This window comes from Microcoleus sp. AR_TQ3_B6 (genome assembly GCF_036702785.1).
GTDB lineage: Bacteria > Cyanobacteriota > Cyanobacteriia > Cyanobacteriales > Microcoleaceae > Microcoleus.
Window position 1 is genome coordinate 132,297 of sequence record NZ_JAUBVJ010000004.1, and the last position, 22,484, is coordinate 154,780.

Consider the following 22,484-nt stretch of genomic DNA (forward strand, 5'->3'; position numbering starts at 1 on the left):
TACTATGAATACTTACTTTCTACCGACAATAAGCGACATTTTAGCCTCCGAAGGCCAAGAAAATGACCTCAGTCTCTTTGATGCTAAGTTGGCCGGAGAAAACAACCGCCCGAGGTGCCCTGGGAGCCGTGGGGCTTCTCGGCTGAAAGCTGAACAGGAATGGTACGGGGCGATCGCAACTTTGAATCAAATGCTCGACCGGCAAAAACGCGGACAAAAAACAGATGCCGAGCGAGCAAATTGTCGATCGACAATCCCCAATTCCTGTCAGGGATTGGTGTTGTCGGGCCCATCTTCAGTTTTGACTGACCCTGCTTTAGCCAACGGCTTTGCCAATTGGATTTTTACCAGTATTCCCGACAATGATGCAGCTTTGTGGTCTTTTCGTGCTAGACAAACTTTAGCTTTACTGCCGGCGGCCCAGGTGCAAGCATCAGCGCCTGCGGCGGTCCCGGCTTTGGCTTTGGCGATCGGCGATCCTTTGGCGAACGAGCAGTTTTGTTTGGTTTTAACTGCTAATTTTAGCCTGGTGATGGTTTTGGGTGAAAATTCGGCAGGAATTCCGGCTTTTCTATTTTCTTTCGACCCGCAAGTAGTCGCCAAAGCTTGGGAAGTTTTGCGGCGCCGGGTGACTGAAAGCGACTGTTTGCTTGCAAATTCTGACGGCGGCTTCAATTTGCCCGTTAGCCAATTAACTAATAATTCTACTAAATTAGACGCGCTGTTCCAGCAGTTTTCGCCTGTGGCTCCCAACTATCAAACAGTGATGCAGTTCAGCCGCTTGCTGTTGCATAATTTGCCGCTCAGGAGCGAGGAATCCGCTCGCGTGAAAGATGAAAGAATTGATGATGGTTTGAACCAGAAGCATCAAAAGTTATCAGCTACAGATATCAACTGCAAATCTCCAATTCCTCTGGCTACTAAAGAGGTGGAATTGCTACAGGCGATCGCCCACGAAGTCCGCACACCTTTGGCTACCATTCGCACCCTGACTCGATTGTTGCTGAAACGTCCCAAACTCGATCCGGTGGTGGTCAAGCGTTTGGAAATGATTGATGCTGAGTGTACCGCTCAGATCGATCGCTTCGGTTTAATTTTCCGCGCTGTAGAATTGGAAATGTCGCAAGCTAAAAATTCCGGGGTGCAGCTAACAGCCATGTCTCTCGGCGAAGTGCTGCAAAATAGCATTCCCCGCTGGCAAAAACAGGCGGGTGTGCGCAACCACACTTTGGAAGTTATTGTGCCGAAAAAATTGCCTGCAGTAGTCAGCGATCCGACGATGTTGGATCAGGTTTTAACTAATTTGATTGAGAATTTTACTCGAACTTTGCCCTCGGGGAGTCGCATTCAGGTAGAAGTGACATTGGCAGGCGATCAGTTAAAATTGCAGTTGGAATCGGAACACCTACCGGAAGGTAATGGCCCATCGACTTTTGCAGCTAAGGCGAATGGTCCTTTGCGATCGATCGGGCCTTTGTTGATGGTGCAGCCGGAGACGGGAAGTTTGAGTTTAAATTTGAGCGTCACTAAGAATTTATTTCGGGCTGCTGGCGGGAAGTTGGTAATTCGCCAGCGGCCCCAAAAGGGCGAGGTGATGACAGTATTTTTGCCGCTGCAATAGTTATTAAGGAATGAGAATTAAATAACTTCCACTCTTGAAAGTGGGATGGGCGTCTCGCCCGTCCTTTTTGGACGGGCGGGACGCCCATCCCACAATAACCATTAAAATTGTAAGTTATTTAATTCGCGATCCTAATTATTGGCAAAATCTGTGGCAGGTTTAACCAACCATCTATAGCCTTTCTCAGTAATATTGTTTCCGGTTGCATCGAAATGATATAGAGGACACGGCACTGCCGTGTCCCTACCCCCATTAATTGTAGGGACACGGCATTGCCGTGTCCTGACTGTGAGCATGGGGCATGGGGCATGGGGCATGGGGCATGGGGCATGGGGCACCACGCTTGAGAACCTCTATATGTTAGAAACGAACAATATAATAAACCCGCTCCAGCTTGGGCTGCAAATCCGAATTGATATTTTTTGAATGGCATCGAACTTCATGTTAATCTGGGTTATTAGTGGGGTGGGGGCCGGTTTTTATAGATTGTTTGTGAGCCTCAAATATTGTTGGTAAAACCCGCCCCTACAGCCCGATCGCATTAATCAATGAAAATTTCAATGACAAACTCCGTTCCTTCTCCCACTGCAGAAATACAACTCAGTTTGCCGCCGTGTTTTTCTTCTACAATTTGACGCGCGATCGCCAGTCCCAACCCAGTCCCTTTGCCCACGTCTTTAGTTGTAAAGAGATGGTCAAAAATCCTATTTTTCACCTCTTCCGACATTCCGTTTCCGTTATCGGCGATGGCAATTTTTACTTTTTTACCTTCCAGTTTCGTGCGAATAGTGATTTGATTGGGATGGGCGAAAATCTCGGCAAAATTTCGTCCTTGATTGGATTCTTCTAAGGCATCGATCGCATTCGCTAGCAGATTCATAAATACCTGGTTTAATTGTCCCAAATAACATTTTACTTTAGGAATTTTGCCGTACTCTTTTATGATTTGAATTTCAGGATGCTTTTCGTTAGCTTTCAGGCGATGGCGTAAAATCATCAAAGTGCTGTTGAGTCCTTCGTGGATATTGGCCTCAACTTTATTTGCCGTATCGGCGCGGGAGAAAGTGCGGAGGGAGGTGCTGATGTTTTTGATGCGATCGCACCCTATTTTCATGGAGGTCAACATCTTGGGTAAATCTTCTACTAGATAATCTAAATCTATTTCCTCTGCTTTCTCAATCAATTCTGCTCCCGGTTGAGGAAACTTTTCTTGATAGAGGCGCAAATAATCAATTAAATCTTGGACTCCAGCATTAGCTTCACTAAGGTTCCCGGCAATAAAACCCACGGGGTTGTTGATTTCATGGGCAACCCCTGCCACTAGATTACCTAATGCTGACATCTTTTCACTTTGGATCATTTGCATCTGAGCTTGCTGCAGTTCATTAAAAGTCTGCTGCAGTTGGTGATAGAGGCGGGCATTCTCCAGAGCGATCGCCGCTTGACTAGAGAGAAAAATCAGCACTAGGAGGCGATGGCGATTAAACACCCCACTCGTGAGCCGATTTTCTAGATACAAAATACCGACCAACTTCCCCTGATTTAGAATGGGCAAACCCAGCAAACTCTCCGGTTGGTGGTACTCTAAATAATCGTCAATCACAGGCAGATCGGTTTTGAGGCGATCGATGACAACTGCTGCTAGGGTGTTTTTGACATACTGGATTAATTTAACCGGAACCGTGGGATTGTTCTCTAGGGGTTCTGTTTGCAGGCTAATGTGTTCTCCGGTAGCCATCGCCCGCACTTGCCATTGTTCATCTTGGCAGAGCATCAGTACACAGCGATCGGCTCCAGAGTTTTGTAGCATGGTTTGGGTCAGAATTTGCAGCAACTCATCGAGGTCGATCGTGCTGGAGATGACTTGAGAAATTTGCAGCAGGGTCAAAAAATCTAGAGCATGGTTGATGGAGGTGCTTGAGGTAGTGTGGTGAGTGCTCGAATGAATCGAGTAGGTGAGATTGGTGAGCGTGGATAGGGTTTCTAAAATAGTGAGGGGTTGGTCTGCCTGTTGTAAGATGGGGCCGAGCAGATCGGGATAACGTTTTTCTAGGTCATCGGTTTTCGCTTTTGCTCCCCAGCGGGCGTAACAATAGTAGGCTTCCTGCATATAGTCTGCGGCGACTTTTTCTCTGCCCCAGTCGAGGTAGAATTTAGCGGCCAGTTCGTTTGCTAAGGCTGCTTCTTGCAGGTATTCGTTCTCTTTGGCGAGGGAGATGGCGCTATCGTAGAGGTCTATTGCGTCTGCTTTGTTTCCTAAAACTCGCTGCTGTTCGGCTCGAATTAAATCGCATTTGTGGGCAAAGTTCATGGGCGCGTGGGTTGCCCAATTCGTCAGGCGATCGAGATCCGTTGTCACTGCTTCTGGAATTCCGTCTCTGCCATGCTCGATCTGAGGGCAGTTCGCCAGTAGTGTGAGCGCATGGTAAAAGTAAAAGATGGCATAGAAGACAGTCCCAATGATGCCACCGATCGCGGGCTCGGCCTTGTGCGCGATCGCCAGTGCATCTTGTGATTGCCCAAAATGATAAGTCAGGATTAGTTTGTGGGCATAAAACGTGCCGATCGAGTACACATCTCCTGCTGCTTGATGCTGAGATAAGCGGATTGTTTCATCATAGGCTGCTCCGATCAAATCTTGAGGATTTTCTGTTTCACCCAGCCAATTTAAGACAGCCTGTTGTCCAATTTGATGAAAGTTTAGTGCTGTGGTTTGTTTGAGTTGGGCGATCGCATCTCCGTAGATTTGCATCTCAGTGCGTAGTTGCATAAGTTCCGCGCCTGAGGCATAGGCAAGCTTACAACGATTGTAGGCGCAGTAGGCGGCAAACTCTAAATCTCCCGACTCCAGACCTGCTTGATATCCTTCTGTTAAAGGTGCCAGTGTATTGCCAATAGGTTCTTGCCAGATGCGGATAAAGGGATATACCAGGTTGAGGATTTTTGCCTTAAAGCGGAAGGCTTGGAGCTTTTCCAATAACGTGAATGCAATATCAGCCGATCGATTGCCCGCAGCAATTTCGCCACCAAAAGCACAAAGAATCAGTCCATAGGTGGAATAGGCATAGGGCGTTTCGATAGCATTTCCAAACTGCAGCGAAAGTTCAATTTGCTTGAGCACAATTAACGGATAGAGTGCTGGCAAACCAATATAAGCTGCCGAAGCCATAGTGCTGAGAATATTCATCGCCGCCAGTTTTTCAGGATCGCTCATGAGCGGTAAATTAGTCACACCCTCAATTTCCGAGAGTTTTTGGCGGATGGACTCCTGGGCTGGAAGCATCATTTCTGTGGTGGGATGCTCTGGCAACTCCACTCCCAAGGGCTTGAGAATTTTCTGCGCCACCTGAATCGCCTCGGATAATTGATTGCGAGCAATCAACGACTGAATCTGCACGTCTAAGGCGTTGACACGATCCAATGGGCGGGATGTATGCTTCAACACGGATTCAACATAGGTATCTACTCGATCGAAGGCGCCAATTAGACAGGCTGAATTCGCAGCTTCAACGTATAGTGATAAGGCGAAAGCAGGTTGTCGAGACCATATATCCTCCGCGAGGTGCAACCCTGTTTCACAATACTGTGCCGCTGCGGCATAGGCTGCCGAAAGCCGAGCCTTGCGAGCCGCAATCAGGTTGAGATGGGCAATTTGGTCTCGCTGTTCTGGCGATGAAATTTGTTCTGTGGCCTGGTTGAACTGGCTGACAATGGCAAAGATTTTTTCATCAAGGTGTTCAGGTGAGGTTTGCTTCAGCAATAGTTGACCGATGTTGAGGTGAGTGCCTTGTTTCTGGTTTTCGGGAATCAATGAATAGGCAGCTTGCTGGACGCGATCGTGGAGAAATTTGTAGCTGACAATTTCCGAAGTCAGCGCCGCATCTTCTGTTGGTCGCCCGACATAGAACTTGTACACTTCACTCGTCGGCAAAATTAAGCCTTCTTGCAATGCTTTCCACAAATTTATTGCTGTTTCTATTGGCGATTCCTCGGTGACTGTCGCCAATGTTTCTAAGTCAAAATAGTTGCCAATACAGGCTGCTAATTTTAACTGATATTGGGTGCTTTCGGGCAATTTCTGCAACTGCCACGCCATAAACTCAACGATATCATCCGTCACTGCTAATGCTTTTACTTTGGCAAGGTCGCAGTGCCAATTGCCCCCATCAAAGTCAAACTGAATCAGCCCATCATCGTGCAGCATTTTCAGGAATTGCACGCTAAAAAATGGATTGCCTTGGGTTTTTTGATAAATTAGTTGAGTTAATGGTTGTGCGATTTCGGGCGAACAGCTAAGAGTATCGGCAACGAGTTGATTTAAACTCGTTTCAGTCAGGGCGGCTAATGTAATCGTTGTGATTGCAGCTTGTGCTTTCCCAATCTCCTCTAGCGCCAATATCAAAGGATGAGCGGCGGAGACTTCATTGTCGCGATAAGCTCCAATTAATAATAGATATCTGCCGTCTGACTCGCTCATCAGCAACTGCATCAATTTCAAAGATGCCGAATCTGCCCACTGCAAATCATCGAGAAAAATTACTAAGGGATGTTCTTTTGTGGTGAATACTTGCAGAAATTTTTGAAATAGTAAATTAAAGCGGTTCTGTGCCGCCGTCCCAGACAGTTCTGCTGCGGTTGGCTGTTGGGAGATAATTTGCTCGAGTTCAGGAATTACTTCAATAATTACTTGCGCGCTGTCACCAAGCGCAGCTAAAATTTTGGTTTTCCAAGTTGCTAATTGAGCCTCGCTTTCACTCAGCAATTGCCCCATGAATTCTCGAAATGCTTGCACAAAAGCTGAGAATGGAATATTGCGATTAAATTGGTCAAATTTGCCTTTGATGAAGTAGCCGCGCTGGCGAACAATGGGTTTGTGAATTTCGTTAACAATGGCAGTTTTGCCAATACCGGAAAAACCCGCCACCAACATTAACTCGCGTCTTCCCTCATTCCCCGCAAGAGTCTCGGAACCAGAGATGCGATCGAACGCTGCCAATAATTGGGCAACTTCGGTTTCTCTGCCGTAGAGTTTTTCTGGTATGATGAACCGATCGCACACATCCCGCCGCGCGATCGCAAAGCTTTCTATTTTACCGCTTTCTTTTAGTTGACGCCAACAAAATTCTAAATCAAATTTCAGCCCTAAGGCACTCTGATAACGGTTTTCGGCATTTTTCGCCATCAATTTCATCACGATGTCGCACAGAACGTGGGGAAGTTCTTCGCTTCTGTTTTCGCCAAGCAGCGGCGGTTGTTTGGCAATATGAGAGTATACCAATTCCATCGGATCGTTAGACTGAAACGGCAATTCTCCCGTCAGCAACTCGTAAAAGGTGACACCAAGAGAATAAAAATCAGTGCGGTAGTCAATGCCGCGATTCATCCTTCCCGTTTGTTCGGGAGACAAATAGCTTAGTGTCCCTTCGAGCACGTTGGGACTCATCAGGGTTTGAGTTTCTCGCGGCAGCAAAGATGCAATACTAAAGTCAATGAGTTTGACTTGTTTCGTCTCAGGATTAATCAGAATGTTGGCGGGTTTAATGTCTTTGTGAATGATGCGGTGGCGGTAAAGCATATCTAATGTATTGCTTAGGTCGATCGCAATTTGGAAAAACTCAACCAGAGAGGGAACGGTTTTCCCTTTCCCCGTCCATTCCAGGAGAGAAATTCCCCCGAAGTCTTCAACAATCAGCGCATAGCCATTCCGGTAAGCTTCCAAGCTGTAGGTTTGGAGGATTCCGGGCAAATTCAGGTTTTTGACGATCGTGTACTGATTGCGAAATTGCACAAGTTCGCTGAAGCTGGGATACTCGTTCCGCAAGACTTTGATGGCGACAGGTTTTTGGTCGCACAGGCGAATTCCGCGATCGACTATAGTGCGAGTTCCTGAGTAAATTCGCTCGATAATTTCATAGCCATTTAGTTCTATCATCGCGATAGTTATTTATTTATTTATTAATTTATTTGCTATTACTATTATAATCTAAGAGCGAATTCCGCGCTCGAATATAGTGCGAGTACCGGAGTAAATTCGCTCGATAATTTCATAGCCATTTAGTTCTATCATCGCGATAGTTATTTATTTATTAATTTATTTTCTATTACTATTAGAATCTAAGTAGGGAGGTGGAAATAAAGTTAAGGGTCGGGCGGGTTTTACAGTAAGAAACTGGCTGCTAGTAGAGATTCCCGATCGATCCACCCCTAAAATATATTATTGTTTTTTCGCGGCGCTTTACAAGGGTGCAAATCCGATTGTACCCGGTATAAATACTTAAAAATACCGCAAAAATCGCAGCCCGCGAACAGCTAACCGTTAACAGTTAACCGAATTTGGTTAACCGTTAACAGTTAACCGAATTCAGTTAACAGAATTCATTCTGGCTTTCAAGGCATCTCGCGCTTGTTCTCGATCGTCAAAATGGACTTTTTCGGTGCCCAAAATTTGATAATCTTCGTGTCCCTTTCCGGCAATCAGCACGCCATCTCCCGGTTTAGCGTCCATAATAGCAGCGCGAATTGCAGCGGCTCGATCGCACATCACGATCGGCTTTACAGCAGGGGGAATTCCTGCTAAAATGTCGTCCAAAATGCGATCGGGATTTTCCGTGCGCGGATTGTCGGAAGTAACAACAGTTAAATCGGCTAATTCTGCAACGATTTTACCCATGATCGGGCGCTTAGTGCGATCGCGATCGCCGCCGCAGCCAAACACGCAAATCATCTGACCCGGAATAAACGGCCGCGACGCCTTCAACAAGTTCTCCAAACTATCTGGAGTGTGGGCGTAATCGACAATGACGCTAATATCTTGGTCGGGACTAATTTGCACCCGTTCCATGCGTCCCGGAACTCCCGAAAACTGAGATAATTTCTCCACAATTGCGGACAAATCTAAACCCAATCCTAAAACAGCACCGACAGCAGCCAACATATTTGATAAATTGAACTGACCGACTAAAGGCAAAGAAAAAGCTGTTTCGCCCTTCGGGGTGTGCAGCATTCCCTTAACTCCATTAGGCTGATACTCCAAATCAAAAGCATACAAATCTGCCGTTGTCAGAACAGTGCTGTAACTCCAAACTCGGTCGGGATTTAAAGTTTCAACTATCCGCTGCCCGTAGGGGTCGTCAATATTAATTACAGCACGATTTTGGAGGTAATCCGAACCGAACAAAAGCGATTTTGCCTCAAAATAATCTTCCATATCGCGGTGATAATCGAGATGGTCTTGAGTCAAATTCGTAAAGACAGCCACTTCAAAATTACAGCCCAAAACTCGCTGCTGTGCTAATGCGTGGGAACTGACTTCCATCACGCCATATTTGCATCCGGCGACTACAGCGTCTGCTAATTGCTTTTGCAGGTCAATCGCAAAAGGTGTGGTGTAAAGTGCAGTTTGTTGGAAGCCCGGCCAGCGAGTATAAAGCGTGCCGAAAATCGCCGTGGGCAACTGCATTTGATTGAGCAGAAATTCGATTAAATGAGTTGTGGTAGTTTTGCCGTTAGTCCCGGTAACGCCGACAAGTTTTAATTTGCTAGCTGGATTGTCGTAAAATGCGGTTGCTATCTGACCGCAAACTTGAGCCATATCGGCTGCTGCGATGACGCAGGGAACCTCTTCTAGCCCCTTGCTAAGGGGGGGTTGGGCGGGTGTTTTCTCGGCTGCTTGGGTGGAAATTATGGCGGCAACTGCACCAGATTCGATCGCACTTTGCCAAAAATCTCCGCCGTCTACCCGCGTTCCCGGCATTCCCAAAAATAAATCCCCCGACTTACAAGCGTGGGAATTAGTGGATAAACCCTTGACTTCGGCATCGAGGGCGGGATGTTTGGCGTCAAAGGAAATGCTGGGAACTGCTGCTAATAATTCTCTCAATTTCATCTAAAAAACTCCTCACTTGGATGTCTTGAATATGACTGGCGCAACACATTGTTTGAGCCGCCATCTACAAGTCTTTGCTGTGCGCGGTGCAAACCCTATGGGTTTTGCTGTGCGCGGTGCGCACCCGCAGGCCCTAGAGTAAAGTGCGCGCCGCGCACCCCGAAACCAGGATTAAGACCTGAGTTTTTGCGTAAATCGTATTATTGTGACGGATCGATTTGCAAATATTTCTGTAACATTTGCTCCAATTGGGCGACACTGCAGCGGGGGGAAGGGCGGGGTAAAAGTTCTTCAGGGGAGAATGCAGCTTCGCCAGCAGAATTTATTGGCTGGGGCTGCACTTTAAACAAAACTGGAACTTCGTACTGATAAGCTTGAAACCAGTCATCGCGTTCGGTAATATCTCTGACTTCGAGTTGAAACTTGAGGCTTTCAATCTGTTCGAGTTTTTCTTGCAACCCTTGGCACAAGTGGCATCCGGGTTTGCTGTACAAAATCAATCGCATCATAACAGTAAGATTAAACTCGATCTTAAATTCTCGAACGTGCGATCGCAAGTTAGCGAACCAGACTTCGCAAGAAGCAAGCCGTGGCATAATTGACCTCAACGCGCGATCGAGGTTATCTTAGCATTTGCGGCGAACAGATTACTGCGCTTGCCCATCAAAACACCACTACAACCCGGTTCCTCTCTTTCTTCTCTTCCTCTGCGTCCTCTGCGCCTTTGCGGTAAAAAAATAAATCTAGTTCACAAATGAAATATTTAGGTTTATGCACAACCACCTAGTTAGATTTTAGATTTTAGATGTTAGATGGGGAAGGGATGACTCTCATGGTTTGGCTCTTACCTACAATAGAATTTTCTTTGGCGAAGTGGTATCAATTTAAGATTGGGAATTAGAGATTTGAGATTAATCTCTTTCTTCTCTTCCTCTGTGTCCTCTGCGCCTCTGCGGTAAAAAACTAAATCTACTTCACAAATGAAATATGTAAATTTATGCACAACCCCTAGTTGTAAACTTAGTTTTAATTAACTTGACTAATAAATCAAGTTAAAGTATATTATCAAAATAGCCCTATAGCAAGGAGGCAGTATGGACTGCACCGAATACGCCGACGCAAAGCGAAAAGCAGCTAAGAAAATTAGCGCCGACATTCGAGAACGCTGGAACAATCGCATCATCACGCGAGGATTGCACTTGATGGGTGAAGCGGGGGCCGTGCAGTATTTAGCTGATTACGGCCGCGGCATCGGTACGGCCAAAGTTATTGGTTTTGCACTGTGCGCGGAGTCGGAAGGATACCCCGAAATGGCGATCGGCTTTTGGAAAAGAGCGTTTGAATTGGAAACCGGAGAAAAGCCGATCGCCCTGAATCCTCCACACAAATCTAGCACCAATCTTGCTCCTGCTGCAAAATCAACGACGGCTACCAAAATAGAGACTGTTTACACTCCGATTGTTCCCGAATTACCACCGCATTTGCAGCCGGGAAAGATTGTCACGATGCAGCCAGTGGACGCGCCGAGTGAACGTTCTTATTACATCGAAAATCCAGATTATTGGGGACAGCCAAAACGCGACGGCAATCGAGTAGTTGTCATTGCCACGCCAGATAAAGTATACTACCAATCGCGATCGACTAACCTGCGGCAACAGGCATCGGTTGAGATCGATCGCGCATTAATCGACACAGCCGCTAAAATTGGCACCTTTGTTTTAGACGGCGAACTGTATTACAAAAGCTGTACGGGCAGCGAACACCGCACCGGGGCCCAAGCTGCTACAGTTAATATTGAAAGCGGTTTTCCGACAACCCAGCCAACCGCAGTTTATGGCATTTTTAAATGTTTGTTTTGCCACGGCAAAGACCTCACTCAAATCGCAGAATCAGAACGCATTGCAGGGGGAGCAGCCGTTGGCGAAATGCTGGCTCTTTTGTCGGAAGAATTTGAAATTATACCTACCTATCGCACCGCAGCAGAAAAACTTTTACTAGCGCAGAAGCAGGAAGCTGAAAACAGAGAAGGAGAAGTTTGGGTACTGCACGACTGCCGCTATGTCGGCGGCAAAGATATTAAGAAATACCCGATGGTGAGGACTAAATACTGTCAGGAAAACGATTTGTTTATTGTTGGGCTGACGCCGACAAAAGTTGCGGGGCGGCCTTTCAGCGCGATCGAAGTCGCGCAAGAAATTGAGGGCAAATTAGTGCCAGTAGGAACAGTGGGAACGGGTTTTAGCAGCGGGGAAATGCAGGAAATTGCCCGACTCTACGAGGCTAACCCTCGGGGAGTCAAAATTAAAGTGCGATCGCAGGGTTTGACAGAAAGTGGCAAATTGTGGCACGCCCGATTTTTGGAACTTGGTTGAATCTGTAGGGAAACGGCAGTCCCCATTGGTGTCAACTTAACGTTTAATCGGTAGTCCGACAGTCCGATAGTCCAATAATCCGACAGTCCGATAGTCCGACAGTCCGACAGTCCGATTGTCCGATAGTCCAATAGTCCGACAGTCCGACAGTCCGACAGTCCGACAGGGAATGAATTCCACGGGGCTTATAGCTAAAGTCCTCGCTATGAGGACTAATGAGTTGAAAAATTCGGCGTTGCTGGGCGTTGCTGAATACAGGTAGGAATTCAGATTTCCCAATTGCTATAAAACAAGTATGGTGAGTTTTGTAACTTTCGATAAAAGTTGATTCCTACCGTGAATCAGCAACGTCAAAAATTCTTCTTCTGAGTCCTCTTTAGAGGACTTTAGCTATTAGACAGGGGTTTCAACCCCTGGCGGAATGGCGGACTAACGGGTGGAGGGAAACGGCAGTCCCCATTGGTGTCAACTTAACGTTTAATCGGTAGTCCGACAGTCCGACAGTCCGACAGTCCGATAGTCCGACAGTCCGACAGTCCGATTGTCCGATAGTCCAATAGTCCGACAGTCCGACAGTCCGACAGTCCGACAGGGAATGAATTCCACGGGGCTTATAGCTAAAGTCCTCGCTATGAGGACTAATGAGTTGAAAAATTCGGCGTTGCTGGGCGTTGCTGAATACAGGTAGGAATTCAGATTTCCCAATTGCTATAAAACAAGTATGGTGAGTTTTGTAACTTTCGATAAAAGTTGATTCCTACCGTGAATCAGCAACGTCAAAAATTCTTCTTCTGAGTCCTCTTTAGAGGACTTTAGCTATTAGACAGGGGTTTCAACCCCTGGCGGAATGGCGGACTAACGGGTGGGCGGGCTAACAACTTAAGTTGACACCAATGGGCAGTCCCGTTTCCTACCCAAATATGCTACTTTCAAATAGTATCAGATAAAATCAGCGGAGGAAACATCAATGTTTGTCAGCAAAAACAATTTCTACATCTCCCCAGAAGATTACCTAGAAGGCGAACGAGTAAGCCCCATCAAACACGAGTACAGGCGCGGACACGTTTATGCAATGACTGGGGCCAAAAAGCCTCACATTATTATTGGTAGTAATTTAGTTATGCTGCTGGGAAATCATCTTCTGAATACGCCATGCTTAGTTCTTTCCTCAGATATAAAAGTCCGACTGGAAGAGGCTAATTGTTATTACTACCCTGATGTAGCGGTGACTTGCGACGAAAGGGATACAGGTTCTAATGAAGATTTCATTCTCTATCCATCTTTAGTAGTTGAGGTATTGTCGCCCTCAACAGCAGCTTTCGACAGAGGCAATAAATTTGCCGATTACCAAACTTCTCCGAGTTTGCAGGAATACGTACTCATCACTCAATCCGAAAGCAAAATTGAATGTTTTCGAGTGAATACTGAAGGAAATTGGGTTTCTCAAACTTACCGACAAGGAGATGAATTAGAGTTAATGAGTATAGACTTTCGCTGCCCGATCGCACAAGTTTATCAAAAAGTCCCCGGCCTTATCTTGTGATGTATGAAACTACACTCTCACCCCCTAACTCCTCTCGTCCGCACCTTCGCCCAAACCTTAGAACGCTGCTATCCTGACGCTCTAAATTTGCTCAATCCCGGTGTAGCCGAACCGGAAATAAATTTATTCAAAAATCGTTACAAACAATCGCTTCCAGAAACATTTTATGATTTTTATCGCTGGTGTAACGGTTCGGCTTATGAGAGTTTAGAGGATAACTGGCTGTTTCCTTTTGAACACGGCAGGAGTATTTTACCTTTGGAATCTATTGCGAAGGAGAAAGATTTTTGGGACGCCCAGAGCAAAATTTATTTTCAAGAATGGCAGCAAGGAGAATATTGGAACGAAGCATGGATTCCGTTTATGAAAGTAGATGATGTGTGGCTGCGGGTTGTGGATACAAAAGGCTGTTTCGGCGGTATTCCGGGACAAATTATCAGTTTCGACTGCAAAAGCGAACCTTTGAGAAGTATTGAATGCGATTCATTTGATAAGTGGCTGGAAACTGTTATTGCAAAAATTGAGGTAGAATGTTTATTTAAAGAGTTTAACGAACTCGGCTTTGAGGAAGAGAAGCAAATATTTGCGATCGAGAAACGCATCAATCCCAATCGGCGCAGCGTCGAATTAGCACTACGTTGAGGCACGGCTACGGACAGCGCTTTGCCGTGTCGGTACAGATGTTCAGGTATAACAACTCACCAAAAAAAGAACAATGATTAAAATTCTTCACCTTTCAGACATTCACATGGGAAGCGGCTTTTCTCACGGCCGCATTAATCCAGAAACCGGTTTAAATACGCGGCTGGAAGACTTCGCGGCGACGCTGAGTAAATGTATGGATAGAGCAATTTCTGAACCCGTAGATTTAGTCATATTCGGCGGCGATGCTTTCCCGGATTCGACGCCTCCACCGTTTGTGAAAGAGGCTTTTGCTCGCCAATTCAGCCGCTTGGTTGACGCGCAAATTCCGACGGTTTTGCTAGTAGGAAATCACGACCAACATTCTCAGGGACAAGGCGGCGCGAGTTTGGGAATTTACCGGACTTTGGGGATACCTAAGTTTATTGTAGGCGATCGCCTGGACACTCACCTCATTCAAACCCGCAGCGGGCCCGTGCAGGTGGTAACATTGCCTTGGTTGACTCGATCGACCTTAATGACGCGATCCGAGACTGAAAGCCTGTCTATGGGCGATGTTAACCAATTATTAACCGAAAAACTGACGATCGCCATGGAAGGGGAAATTCGCCGCCTCAACCCCGACATACCAACCGTACTTTTAGCGCACTTAATGGCAGATAAAGCAAGTCTGGGTGCCGAGCGTTTTTTAGCAGTTGGTAAAGGTTTTAACATACCCGTTTCGATGCTAACTCGCCCTTGTTTTGATTACGTTGCTCTCGGGCACGTGCACAAACACCAAAATCTCAACGCTTCCAACAATCCGCCCGTAATTTATCCCGGAAGTATCGAACGAGTTGATTTTAGCGAAGAGAAAGAAGATAAAGGTTTTGTGTTAGTTAATTTGGAACGGGGGAAAGCTGAGTGGGAATTTTGTCCTTTGCCCGTGCGGGTGTTTCAGACTATTAAAGTGAATGTTTCCGAATCGGAAAACCCGCAAGCAGAGTTAGTTAAAGCTATTGGCAAGAAGGAAATCCAAGACGCGGTGGTGAGATTAATTTACCAATTGCGATCGGAACAATTAGATTTAATCGACAACGGAGAATTGCACGCACTTCTCGGCGCAGCGCACAGCTACACAATCCAACCGGAATTAGTCAGTCAGCTAGCGAGGCCGCGGTTGCCAGAATTGAATACTAATAATAGTATAGAACCCTTAGAAGCTTTGAAAACTTATTTAGCAAGTCGCGAAGATTTGAAAGATGTTGCAGAGAGTATGTTGGAGGCGGCGCAGGGTTTGTTGGGCGGCGCCGAGGAAGTTTTAGTAGAATTTTAGGTCAACAGTCGCCCATCTAATTATAGGATGATTTTGCTTCCAAATATGGTGGGTGGGCATCCTGCACGGCCTAAACATACAACGTAAATAAGCTCGCTCAGCATTTAAATTGTGTGTCAATAAATAATCCAACCAGGAATGGACTGTTGCTCCGATGCCACCCGAAATATGCAATTTAAATCTACAACCGGTTATACAATTTAACCCCCAAAAACCTCACCCGCAGCCAACCGAGTTCCATTGGCAAAATCCACCCCAGACTGCACCTTTTTCCCCGGTAACTGCACCTCCCGCAACAATAATAAACCATCACCGGTTTGGACGATCGCCCCCAAGCCCTTCACAACCTTAACAACTTCCCCATTTGCGCCCGATAACTCCGACAAAACAGGCCATTCGCGTTCCAAAACTCTCAAATCCGGCGGTAATTGCAGCCAATATTCCGGCCCGACGGGTACTGTCGCCATCACCTTCAAAGAATTGCCGCGAAAAGTAGTCGTGCAATCCGGGAAAAAGCCCCTAACTTGATTGTGAAGGGATCTCGCACTTTTCGACCAATCCAGCACATAATCGGCACTCTTAATCATCGGCGCGTAAGTCGCCTCAGCATCATCTTGAACAACAGGTTTAAGCTGATCGTCCCTCAATTTTACCAAAGTTTCCACCAACAAATCCGCCCCAATTTCCGCCAACCTATCCGCCAAAGAATCAGCATTATCCAACAGCGAAATACCAGCAAAAGCCTTCAACAGCATCGCCCCAGTATCCATCCCAGCATCCATCAGCATAGTAGTAATTCCTGTTGTCTTTTCCCCGTCAAAAAGACAGCGCTGAATCGGCGCCGCACCGCGATACTTCGGCAAAATTGAACCGTGAACGTTAACGCAAGCCAAACTAGGAATATCCAGAATTTCTTGAGAAAGAATTTGGCCGTAAGCCACCACCACAAACACATCCGCCTCGGCTTCCCGCAACTTAGCAAGCGTTTCCGCATCCTTCTTAATTCGGGGCGGCTGCCAAACCGGGAGACTGTGATTTAAAGCCACTTCTTTTACAGGTGGAGGCATCAATTTATTGCCCCTTCCCCGGCGTTTGTCCGGCTGAGTCACCACACCCACCACCTCAAATTCTGGGTGACTTAGCAAACTGGATAAAGTAGGAACAGCAAAATCGGGAGTGCCAAAAAACACAATTTTCATAGATTGTTCGTTATTAGTAAGTAGTTATCTGTCATCAGTCATCAAGTAGGTAATAGCAAAAAACCATAGTATATTGTAGAGACTCTTAAACGGGTAGGAGTTATGAGACAAGCGAGTTTATGAGTATTTTCACGAGCCGGACTCATGCAATCTTTATTTGTCAGCTCAAATAATGGTAGTTTGCTCCTAGATTATACACTTCGATAAGAGTTCCGAGTTGTGCGATCGGCAAAAAGGATCTCGATTCACACTCAGGTGCAGCCCGACTCAAACGCTCAAAAGCAATGGGTTTGATAGAAGCAACAACATTTGCCTCCCTTCTTTCCAACTTAACTCTAACTGTTCTACACTAGGAATTATCATCCCATTTACCTTGGTTACTGCTAATCTCAATCTTATCATATCTCCCCGGACATGGAAAAATCGTCGAATCTCCTGCTTAAACTCAGCCGCAGCTTATTTGCAGACACCGCCGAACAAGAAAAATTTATTCAGGCAGTTATCAATCCCCAAGCTTTTAATCCTGCCATCTTGTGGCTGCAACCCAAACCCACAGAAAACCCATTTACTGTCGAAATTCCCATCTCTTGGCAACCGGAATTTGTAGATAGACTGGCCTTAGAATCCAAGCCGGGAAAACATCCCTTACATCAAGCAGGACATTACTACTGTCTCGACTTTTCCTCAATCTTCGCCGCCTCCACCTTATTAACAATACCGCAGCCCATCAAACTAATCTTAGATATGTGCGCCGCCCCGGGAGGTAAAAGTGTATTTTCCTGGAAAACCTTAAACCCAGAATTGCTGTTGTGCAACGAAGCCATAGGCAAACGCATGGGAATGCTGATCTCGAATTTAAGACGCTGCCAGATTCAACCATCCGCCGCCGCTAACGTCGATTCAAAAATACTTGCCGAAAAAATACCACAAACTGCTAATTTAGTAATAGTAGATGCTCCTTGTAGCGGTCAATCACTCTTAGCAAAAGGAGACAAAGCACCCGGCTGCTTTCATCATGTCACCATCAACAGCAATGCCAACCGCCAAAAAAGAATATTAGCCAATTCTGCTCAAATTGTAGGGCCGCAAGGTTATCTTGCATACATGACCTGCACTTATTCAACCGCAGAAAACGAACAAGTCAGCGAATGGCTGTTAAGCAAATTCCCCGAATTTCGGCCAGTCACTGTTCCTCATTTAGAAAAATATCGATCGCACCTGACAGAAATTCCTTGCTATCGGATGTGGCCGCAAGATAGACTAGGAGCAGGAGCTTTCACCGTTTTGTTTCAAAACACCTCGGATGGAGAGACAAACCAGCTACCAGCAGATTTTCTAGATTTAGCTCGTTTTACCACCCTCTAACTATCCGCGTCCATCCGCGTTCATCTGCGGTTAAAAAAATCTTCTTTCCAGAACATAACTAAAAAATGATTTCCTCCCAATTATCAAAAGCAATTAAAAAGCCACTCAAACTAGCTGTCGGCATTTTACTTACCTTAAATCTGCTAATATTAAGCGGCTGCCAAAACAGCACAACACCCGCATCCAAAAACGGCGAACCGATCGAACTCACACTGTGGCACGGCATCAATCCCCCGCCAAATCGCGACGTATTTCAAACCCTCACAGACAAATTCAACAAAACACATCCCAACATCCAGATTAAACCAATTTACATCGGCCAGCCAGACCAACAACTACCAAAAATACTAACAGCAATAGTGGGAAATGCACCGCCGGATTTGCTGTGGAATATTGCCACAATTTCCGGAAAACTAGCAGAACTCAACGCAATTGTCCCCTTAGAAAACTGGCTCGACAAATCGCCCCGGAAAGCCGAAATCTACCAGGCACTCTTCGAGTCAATGGAACTCGGGGGACACACTTGGTCAGTTCCCCTAGCCACAAATAACGCCGCCATATTTTACCGTCCCAGCTTATTTGCAGCAGCAGGAATCAAAAAAGTGCCGCAGAATTGGGCGCAATTAAAGCAAGTAGCCCGATCGCTCACGCGAGACACCAACGGAGACGGCCGCACAGACCAACACGGCATAGTGCTCTCCCTAGGCAAAGGAGAATGGACAGTATTTACTTGGCTGCCATTCATGTTCAGCGCAGGCGGCGAACTTATGCCCGAAACACCTCAAACTTCCGTACCCCAAATAGACAATCCGGGCTCTCGCGCCGCCTTAGAATTGTGGAGAGACTTGTTAAAAGAAGGTTCAGCAATACTGTCAGCACCCGAACGCGGTTACGAGATCGACAACTTCATTGCAGGCAAAGTCGCCATGCAAATCACCGGTCCGTGGACGCTAGCACAGTTGCAGCAAAGCGGTATCGACTACGCAGCCATGCCTTTACCGCTCCTCAAACGCCCCGCAGCCGTCGTAGGGGGTGAAAACCTATTTTTAATGAAAACGTCGCCAGAACGAGAGCGAGCAGCCCTAGTATTCTTAGAATACGTTATAGGTGAAGAATTCCAAACAGCATGGGCATTGGGGACAGGTTACTTGCCAATTAACTTAAAATCGAGACAGAGCCAAACTTATCAAAGCTTTGTGGAAAAAAACCCTGTTTTGCGAGTATTTTTAGAGCAAATGAACTCAGCCAGAGCGCGACCCATTATTTCAGGTTACTCCCGCCTGTCAGAAAACCTCGGTCGCGCCATAGAGGCAACCCTTCTGGGCCGCAACCCCCAAGACGCCCTTAAAGAATCTCAAGAGCGTCTGAGACTAACCTTAGATATTGCAACAGCGAAAATCAAATAGAGAAGAGAAAATATTTTTTTGTGCTGTAAATTATCCACTTCTACTGTATTCGATCGAAAGACTTGAAGCCTCCATTAATGGGTTTAAAATGAGAGTGAAAATCAATTCTGCCAGCAATTCTAGTCAGAAACCGAGTTTTTTTGCCCCGGGCTTACCTGAAAGCTCATATTTTGTGTCGCTGTTATGGGTTCCTTAGGTATTATATCAAATCCGTTAGCATCGGAATAGTAAATTCGAGTTGACGGTTGACTGTTGACTGTTGACGCCGTGAACAGCCAACCGTCAACCGTCAACCGTCAACATCACGGACGGTGTAACCCGAAATGATATTATTGAGAAGGGTGCAAGATTTTAGGTTAAATCGAGTTGCGATCGCCCGGCACGAAAAGATGCCCGCTGTCGCTCGGTAATAAATTATTAACAAAAACCAAAAATTTACAAATCAAATGGTTAGGCATTAGAGATATAGCCTTTCTCAGTAACATGAGGTGCTCTCGCGAGCATAGGGCCCACGGGCATAGGGCCGACGGGCATAGGGCATGGGCATAGGACTTGCCCCCATACCTCACCACGCTTGAGAACCGCTATATATTGGCAAAAAATTGGTCCTCCCGAAATTTATGTGTAGATTCGTCGAGGGAACAGCAAAAAAAACCGAACCTTCAACGGCGCTACAAAAAGTTAGGTCAAAATGTTCTCTCCCTACCTACCACCCATGACCTACCATCACTTAATAGAAACATTTTCACTACCCTGTGTCCGTCCCGTGCCATCTACTAAAACCTTAACAACCGTCCACCTTTTCCCCCAACGACAATGCAGACAAAGTTCCTTAATGCCATCAAAGGGCATTCCTGGCGGTACTTCCTCGCCGTAGGCACAATCGCCCTGACCTACTATTCGGCGTCGCAATTCGCAATTTCCACCCTCACCCTGAGTTCAGAAATCTACCCCATGTGGCCGGCAGCAGGAATTGCCCAAGCCGCCCTGCTGGTGTTCGGGCGGCAACTGTGGCCGGGAATCGCCATCGGAGGCTTTCTGTTCAGCATGAGCGTACCGTCGGCCAACATCGCCACGGCATTGATCTCGGCGGCCGCCAGAACCCTGCAAGCGTGGACGGGAACTTATCTTCTGCAGCGCATTAACTTTAGCGCCACGTTCGATAGGCTCAAAGACGTTTTAGGAATAGTCGGACTAGCAGCCTTGGGATCTAGCCTGATCAACTCCACCATCGGCAGCATCGTCGTATGCCTGACCGATTTATCTAACTGGAGCAATTTTGTCAGGATTTGGGGGACTTGGTGGGTGGGAGACGCTATGGGAATTTTGCTCGTCGCCCCGCTGCTGCTGACGTGGCAACAATTGCCCAAAGTCCCCACCCATCGCAAAAAGATAGCTGAACGAGCGATTTGGCTGCTGCTGCTGCTAGCAGTCGGCTGGCTCGTCTTCTGCTCCCGCACCCGCGCCGCCTACGCCCGCTATCCCCTCGAATACTTACCATTTCCCCTAGTAGTTTGGGCTGCCTTTCGATTCGGCCAGCGTTACACGGCCCTCTCCAACTTCGTCCTCTGCGGCTTCGCCATCTGGGGCATAGCCCGAGGCAGCGGTCCCTTTCTCAAACACGCCAGCAGCATCCCCCAAGCACTGTTATCCCTGCAAGCCTTCATCGCAGTCATCGCCGTCACCGGCTTAGTCTTAGCCGCCACCGTCGCCGAACGCCACCAAGCCGAAGCCGCCCTGCGTTCTTCTGAAGAAAGATTTTCCAAGGCCTTTCACGCCTCCCCGGTAGGCATCAGCATCTGCACCCTCACAGACGGATGCTTCCTCGATGCCAACGAAAGCTTTTTGCGCTCATTAGGCTGGGAGCGGCACGAATTTATCGGCCGCACCGCCAGGGACTTAGGAATGTGGGTCAATTCAGAAGACGAGCCGCGGCTCGCCCAGATTTTGCAAGCACAAAATTCGATAGGCAACCAAGAAATCAAAATTCGCACCCACGCCGGCGAAGTGCGCGACTGGCTGCTGTCAGAGGAACTCATCGACCTCGGCAGCACTGAGTGTGTTTTAATCATGACCAGCGACATCACCGAACGCTTGCGTTCCGAAGAATTCCGCCGGGCCGCATTAGTAGCCGAAGCTGCAAATCGATCGAAAAGCATTTTTCTCGCCAACATGAGTCACGAACTCAGAACCCCCCTGAACCACATTATCGGCTTCAGTCAGATCCTGCAAGAGGAGGCCCGAGACCTCGGTGCCGAAGAGTTAATAGACGACCTCAAGGCTATTAACACGGCCGGCCTGGACTTACTAACCCTGATTAAAGGTATTCTCGACTTGACTAACATTGAAGCAGGCGACATCGAATTACGCCTGGAAACCTTCACCATTTTAAATGTGGTTGAGGAAGTAGTCGCCACGATCGAGCCGATCGCAGAAAGAAAAAAGAATATCCTAGAAATACAATGCCCTGAGGATATTGGCTCGATGCACACCGACAAAACTAAACTCCGGCAGTCTCTGGTCAACCTCCTGAGCAATGCCTCTAAGTTTACTTACCAGGGCACGATTACTTTCGCCGTTAGCCGCTCCCTCGAAACCCCCTCCGAGGTTGCTAAGGGAGGCAAAAGACTGGGAGGATATAGAGGAGATGGCCAAGCTGAAAATACCTTGTCTCTCTTGTCTTCCTCTCAAGAATGGATCGTTTTTACAATCAAAGATACCGGCATTGGCATGAGTCCCGAACAGTTAGCCAGAATCTTCGAGCCTTTCATGCAAGTCGATTCCTCAAGTACTAAAAAGTACGGCGGCACTGGTTTGGGTCTGACTATTACTAAGGAATTCTGCTCCATGATGGGCGGAGACATTACCGCCTGCAGCGAGTTGGACAAAGGTTCTACTTTTACAATTCGGCTGCCAGCTATTTTGAACGACTTTTCGCAATCAACCGAAAAGTCTGATAAATAATAATTTGTTGACAGTTACTTTCGCTCGCTGGCAATTTTATTAGCCTCGGCAATTTGCTGATTTTTTCCCTAGCATCTAGAAAGATTTTCAACATAATTTATCGATTGGCTCAACTGATTGATTTGTGGTTGTTTGGGTATTCTCGATGTATAATAGGATATTTAGTTATCTA

General features: G+C 46.8%; 12 protein-coding genes. 8 read left to right on the forward strand and 4 right to left on the reverse strand.

Translation table 11 applies throughout. The features are described 5' to 3' along the window. The first annotated feature begins 4 nt into the window (after positions 1 to 4). Positions 5 to 1,621 carry a HAMP domain-containing sensor histidine kinase gene (locus tag QUB56_RS03765; RefSeq protein WP_332953287.1) on the forward strand — a complete coding sequence of 539 codons (1,617 nt, stop codon included), beginning with the start codon at positions 5 to 7 and terminating at the stop codon, positions 1,619 to 1,621. A gap of 541 nt (positions 1,622 to 2,162) precedes the next feature. Here QUB56_RS03765 and QUB56_RS03770 read toward each other — a convergent pair. The 3 genes from QUB56_RS03770 to QUB56_RS03780 form a co-directional block, all read right to left on the reverse strand. Then, positions 2,163 to 7,553, reverse strand: a complete 5,391-nt coding sequence (locus QUB56_RS03770) for an AAA family ATPase (protein WP_332953288.1) — start codon at positions 7,551 to 7,553, stop codon at positions 2,163 to 2,165. 429 nt (positions 7,554 to 7,982) lie between these two features. Next, positions 7,983 to 9,506, reverse strand: coding sequence for a UDP-N-acetylmuramoyl-L-alanyl-D-glutamate--2,6-diaminopimelate ligase (locus QUB56_RS03775; RefSeq protein ID WP_332953290.1), 1,524 nt, complete (start codon positions 9,504 to 9,506; stop codon positions 7,983 to 7,985). Positions 9,507 to 9,706: 200 nt separating this feature from the next. Then, positions 9,707 to 10,012 carry a glutaredoxin family protein gene (locus QUB56_RS03780; RefSeq protein ID WP_332953353.1) on the reverse strand — a complete coding sequence of 102 codons (306 nt, stop codon included), beginning with the start codon at positions 10,010 to 10,012 and terminating at the stop codon, positions 9,707 to 9,709. Positions 10,013 to 10,600: 588 nt separating this feature from the next. On the opposite strand from QUB56_RS03780, the gene QUB56_RS03785 reads away from it, so the two are divergent. The 4 genes from QUB56_RS03785 to QUB56_RS03800 all read left to right on the forward strand — a co-directional run bounded on the left by QUB56_RS03785 (position 10,601) and on the right by QUB56_RS03800 (position 15,378). Further along, positions 10,601 to 11,878 (forward strand): ATP-dependent DNA ligase, encoded by a 1,278-nt coding sequence (locus QUB56_RS03785; RefSeq protein WP_332953292.1) that lies wholly within the window; start codon positions 10,601 to 10,603, stop codon positions 11,876 to 11,878. A 967-nt stretch (positions 11,879 to 12,845) separates the two neighbouring features. Then, positions 12,846 to 13,421 carry a Uma2 family endonuclease gene (locus QUB56_RS03790; RefSeq protein WP_332953295.1) on the forward strand — a complete coding sequence of 192 codons (576 nt, stop codon included), beginning with the start codon at positions 12,846 to 12,848 and terminating at the stop codon, positions 13,419 to 13,421. Between the two features lie 3 nt (positions 13,422 to 13,424). Next, positions 13,425 to 14,063, forward strand: coding sequence for an SMI1/KNR4 family protein (locus tag QUB56_RS03795; protein WP_332953298.1), 639 nt, complete (start codon positions 13,425 to 13,427; stop codon positions 14,061 to 14,063). 73 nt (positions 14,064 to 14,136) lie between these two features. After that, entirely contained in the window at positions 14,137 to 15,378 is a 1,242-nt protein-coding gene (locus QUB56_RS03800) for an exonuclease SbcCD subunit D (protein ID WP_332953300.1), read from the forward strand. 200 nt (positions 15,379 to 15,578) lie between these two features. On the opposite strand, the gene fmt is transcribed toward QUB56_RS03800, so the two are convergent. Then, on the reverse strand, positions 15,579 to 16,577 hold the full coding sequence (gene fmt / locus QUB56_RS03805) for a methionyl-tRNA formyltransferase (protein ID WP_332953303.1): 999 nt from the start codon (positions 16,575 to 16,577) through the stop codon (positions 15,579 to 15,581). 414 nt (positions 16,578 to 16,991) lie between these two features. Here fmt and QUB56_RS03810 point away from each other — a divergent pair, with 414 nt between their 5' ends. The 3 genes from QUB56_RS03810 (at position 16,992) to QUB56_RS03820 (ending at position 22,312) form a co-directional block, all read left to right on the forward strand. Further along, the gene (locus QUB56_RS03810; RefSeq protein WP_332953304.1) at positions 16,992 to 17,942 is read left to right on the forward strand and encodes an RsmB/NOP family class I SAM-dependent RNA methyltransferase; all 951 of its coding nucleotides are present in this window, start codon (positions 16,992 to 16,994) and stop codon (positions 17,940 to 17,942) included. 65 nt (positions 17,943 to 18,007) lie between these two features. Beyond that, positions 18,008 to 19,348 (forward strand): ABC transporter substrate-binding protein, encoded by a 1,341-nt coding sequence (locus tag QUB56_RS03815; protein ID WP_332953307.1) that lies wholly within the window; start codon positions 18,008 to 18,010, stop codon positions 19,346 to 19,348. 816 nt (positions 19,349 to 20,164) lie between these two features. Continuing rightward, complete coding sequence (locus QUB56_RS03820) at positions 20,165 to 22,312, forward strand: MASE1 domain-containing protein (protein WP_332953309.1); 2,148 nt, start codon at positions 20,165 to 20,167, stop codon at positions 22,310 to 22,312. Positions 22,313 to 22,484 lie beyond the last annotated feature (172 nt).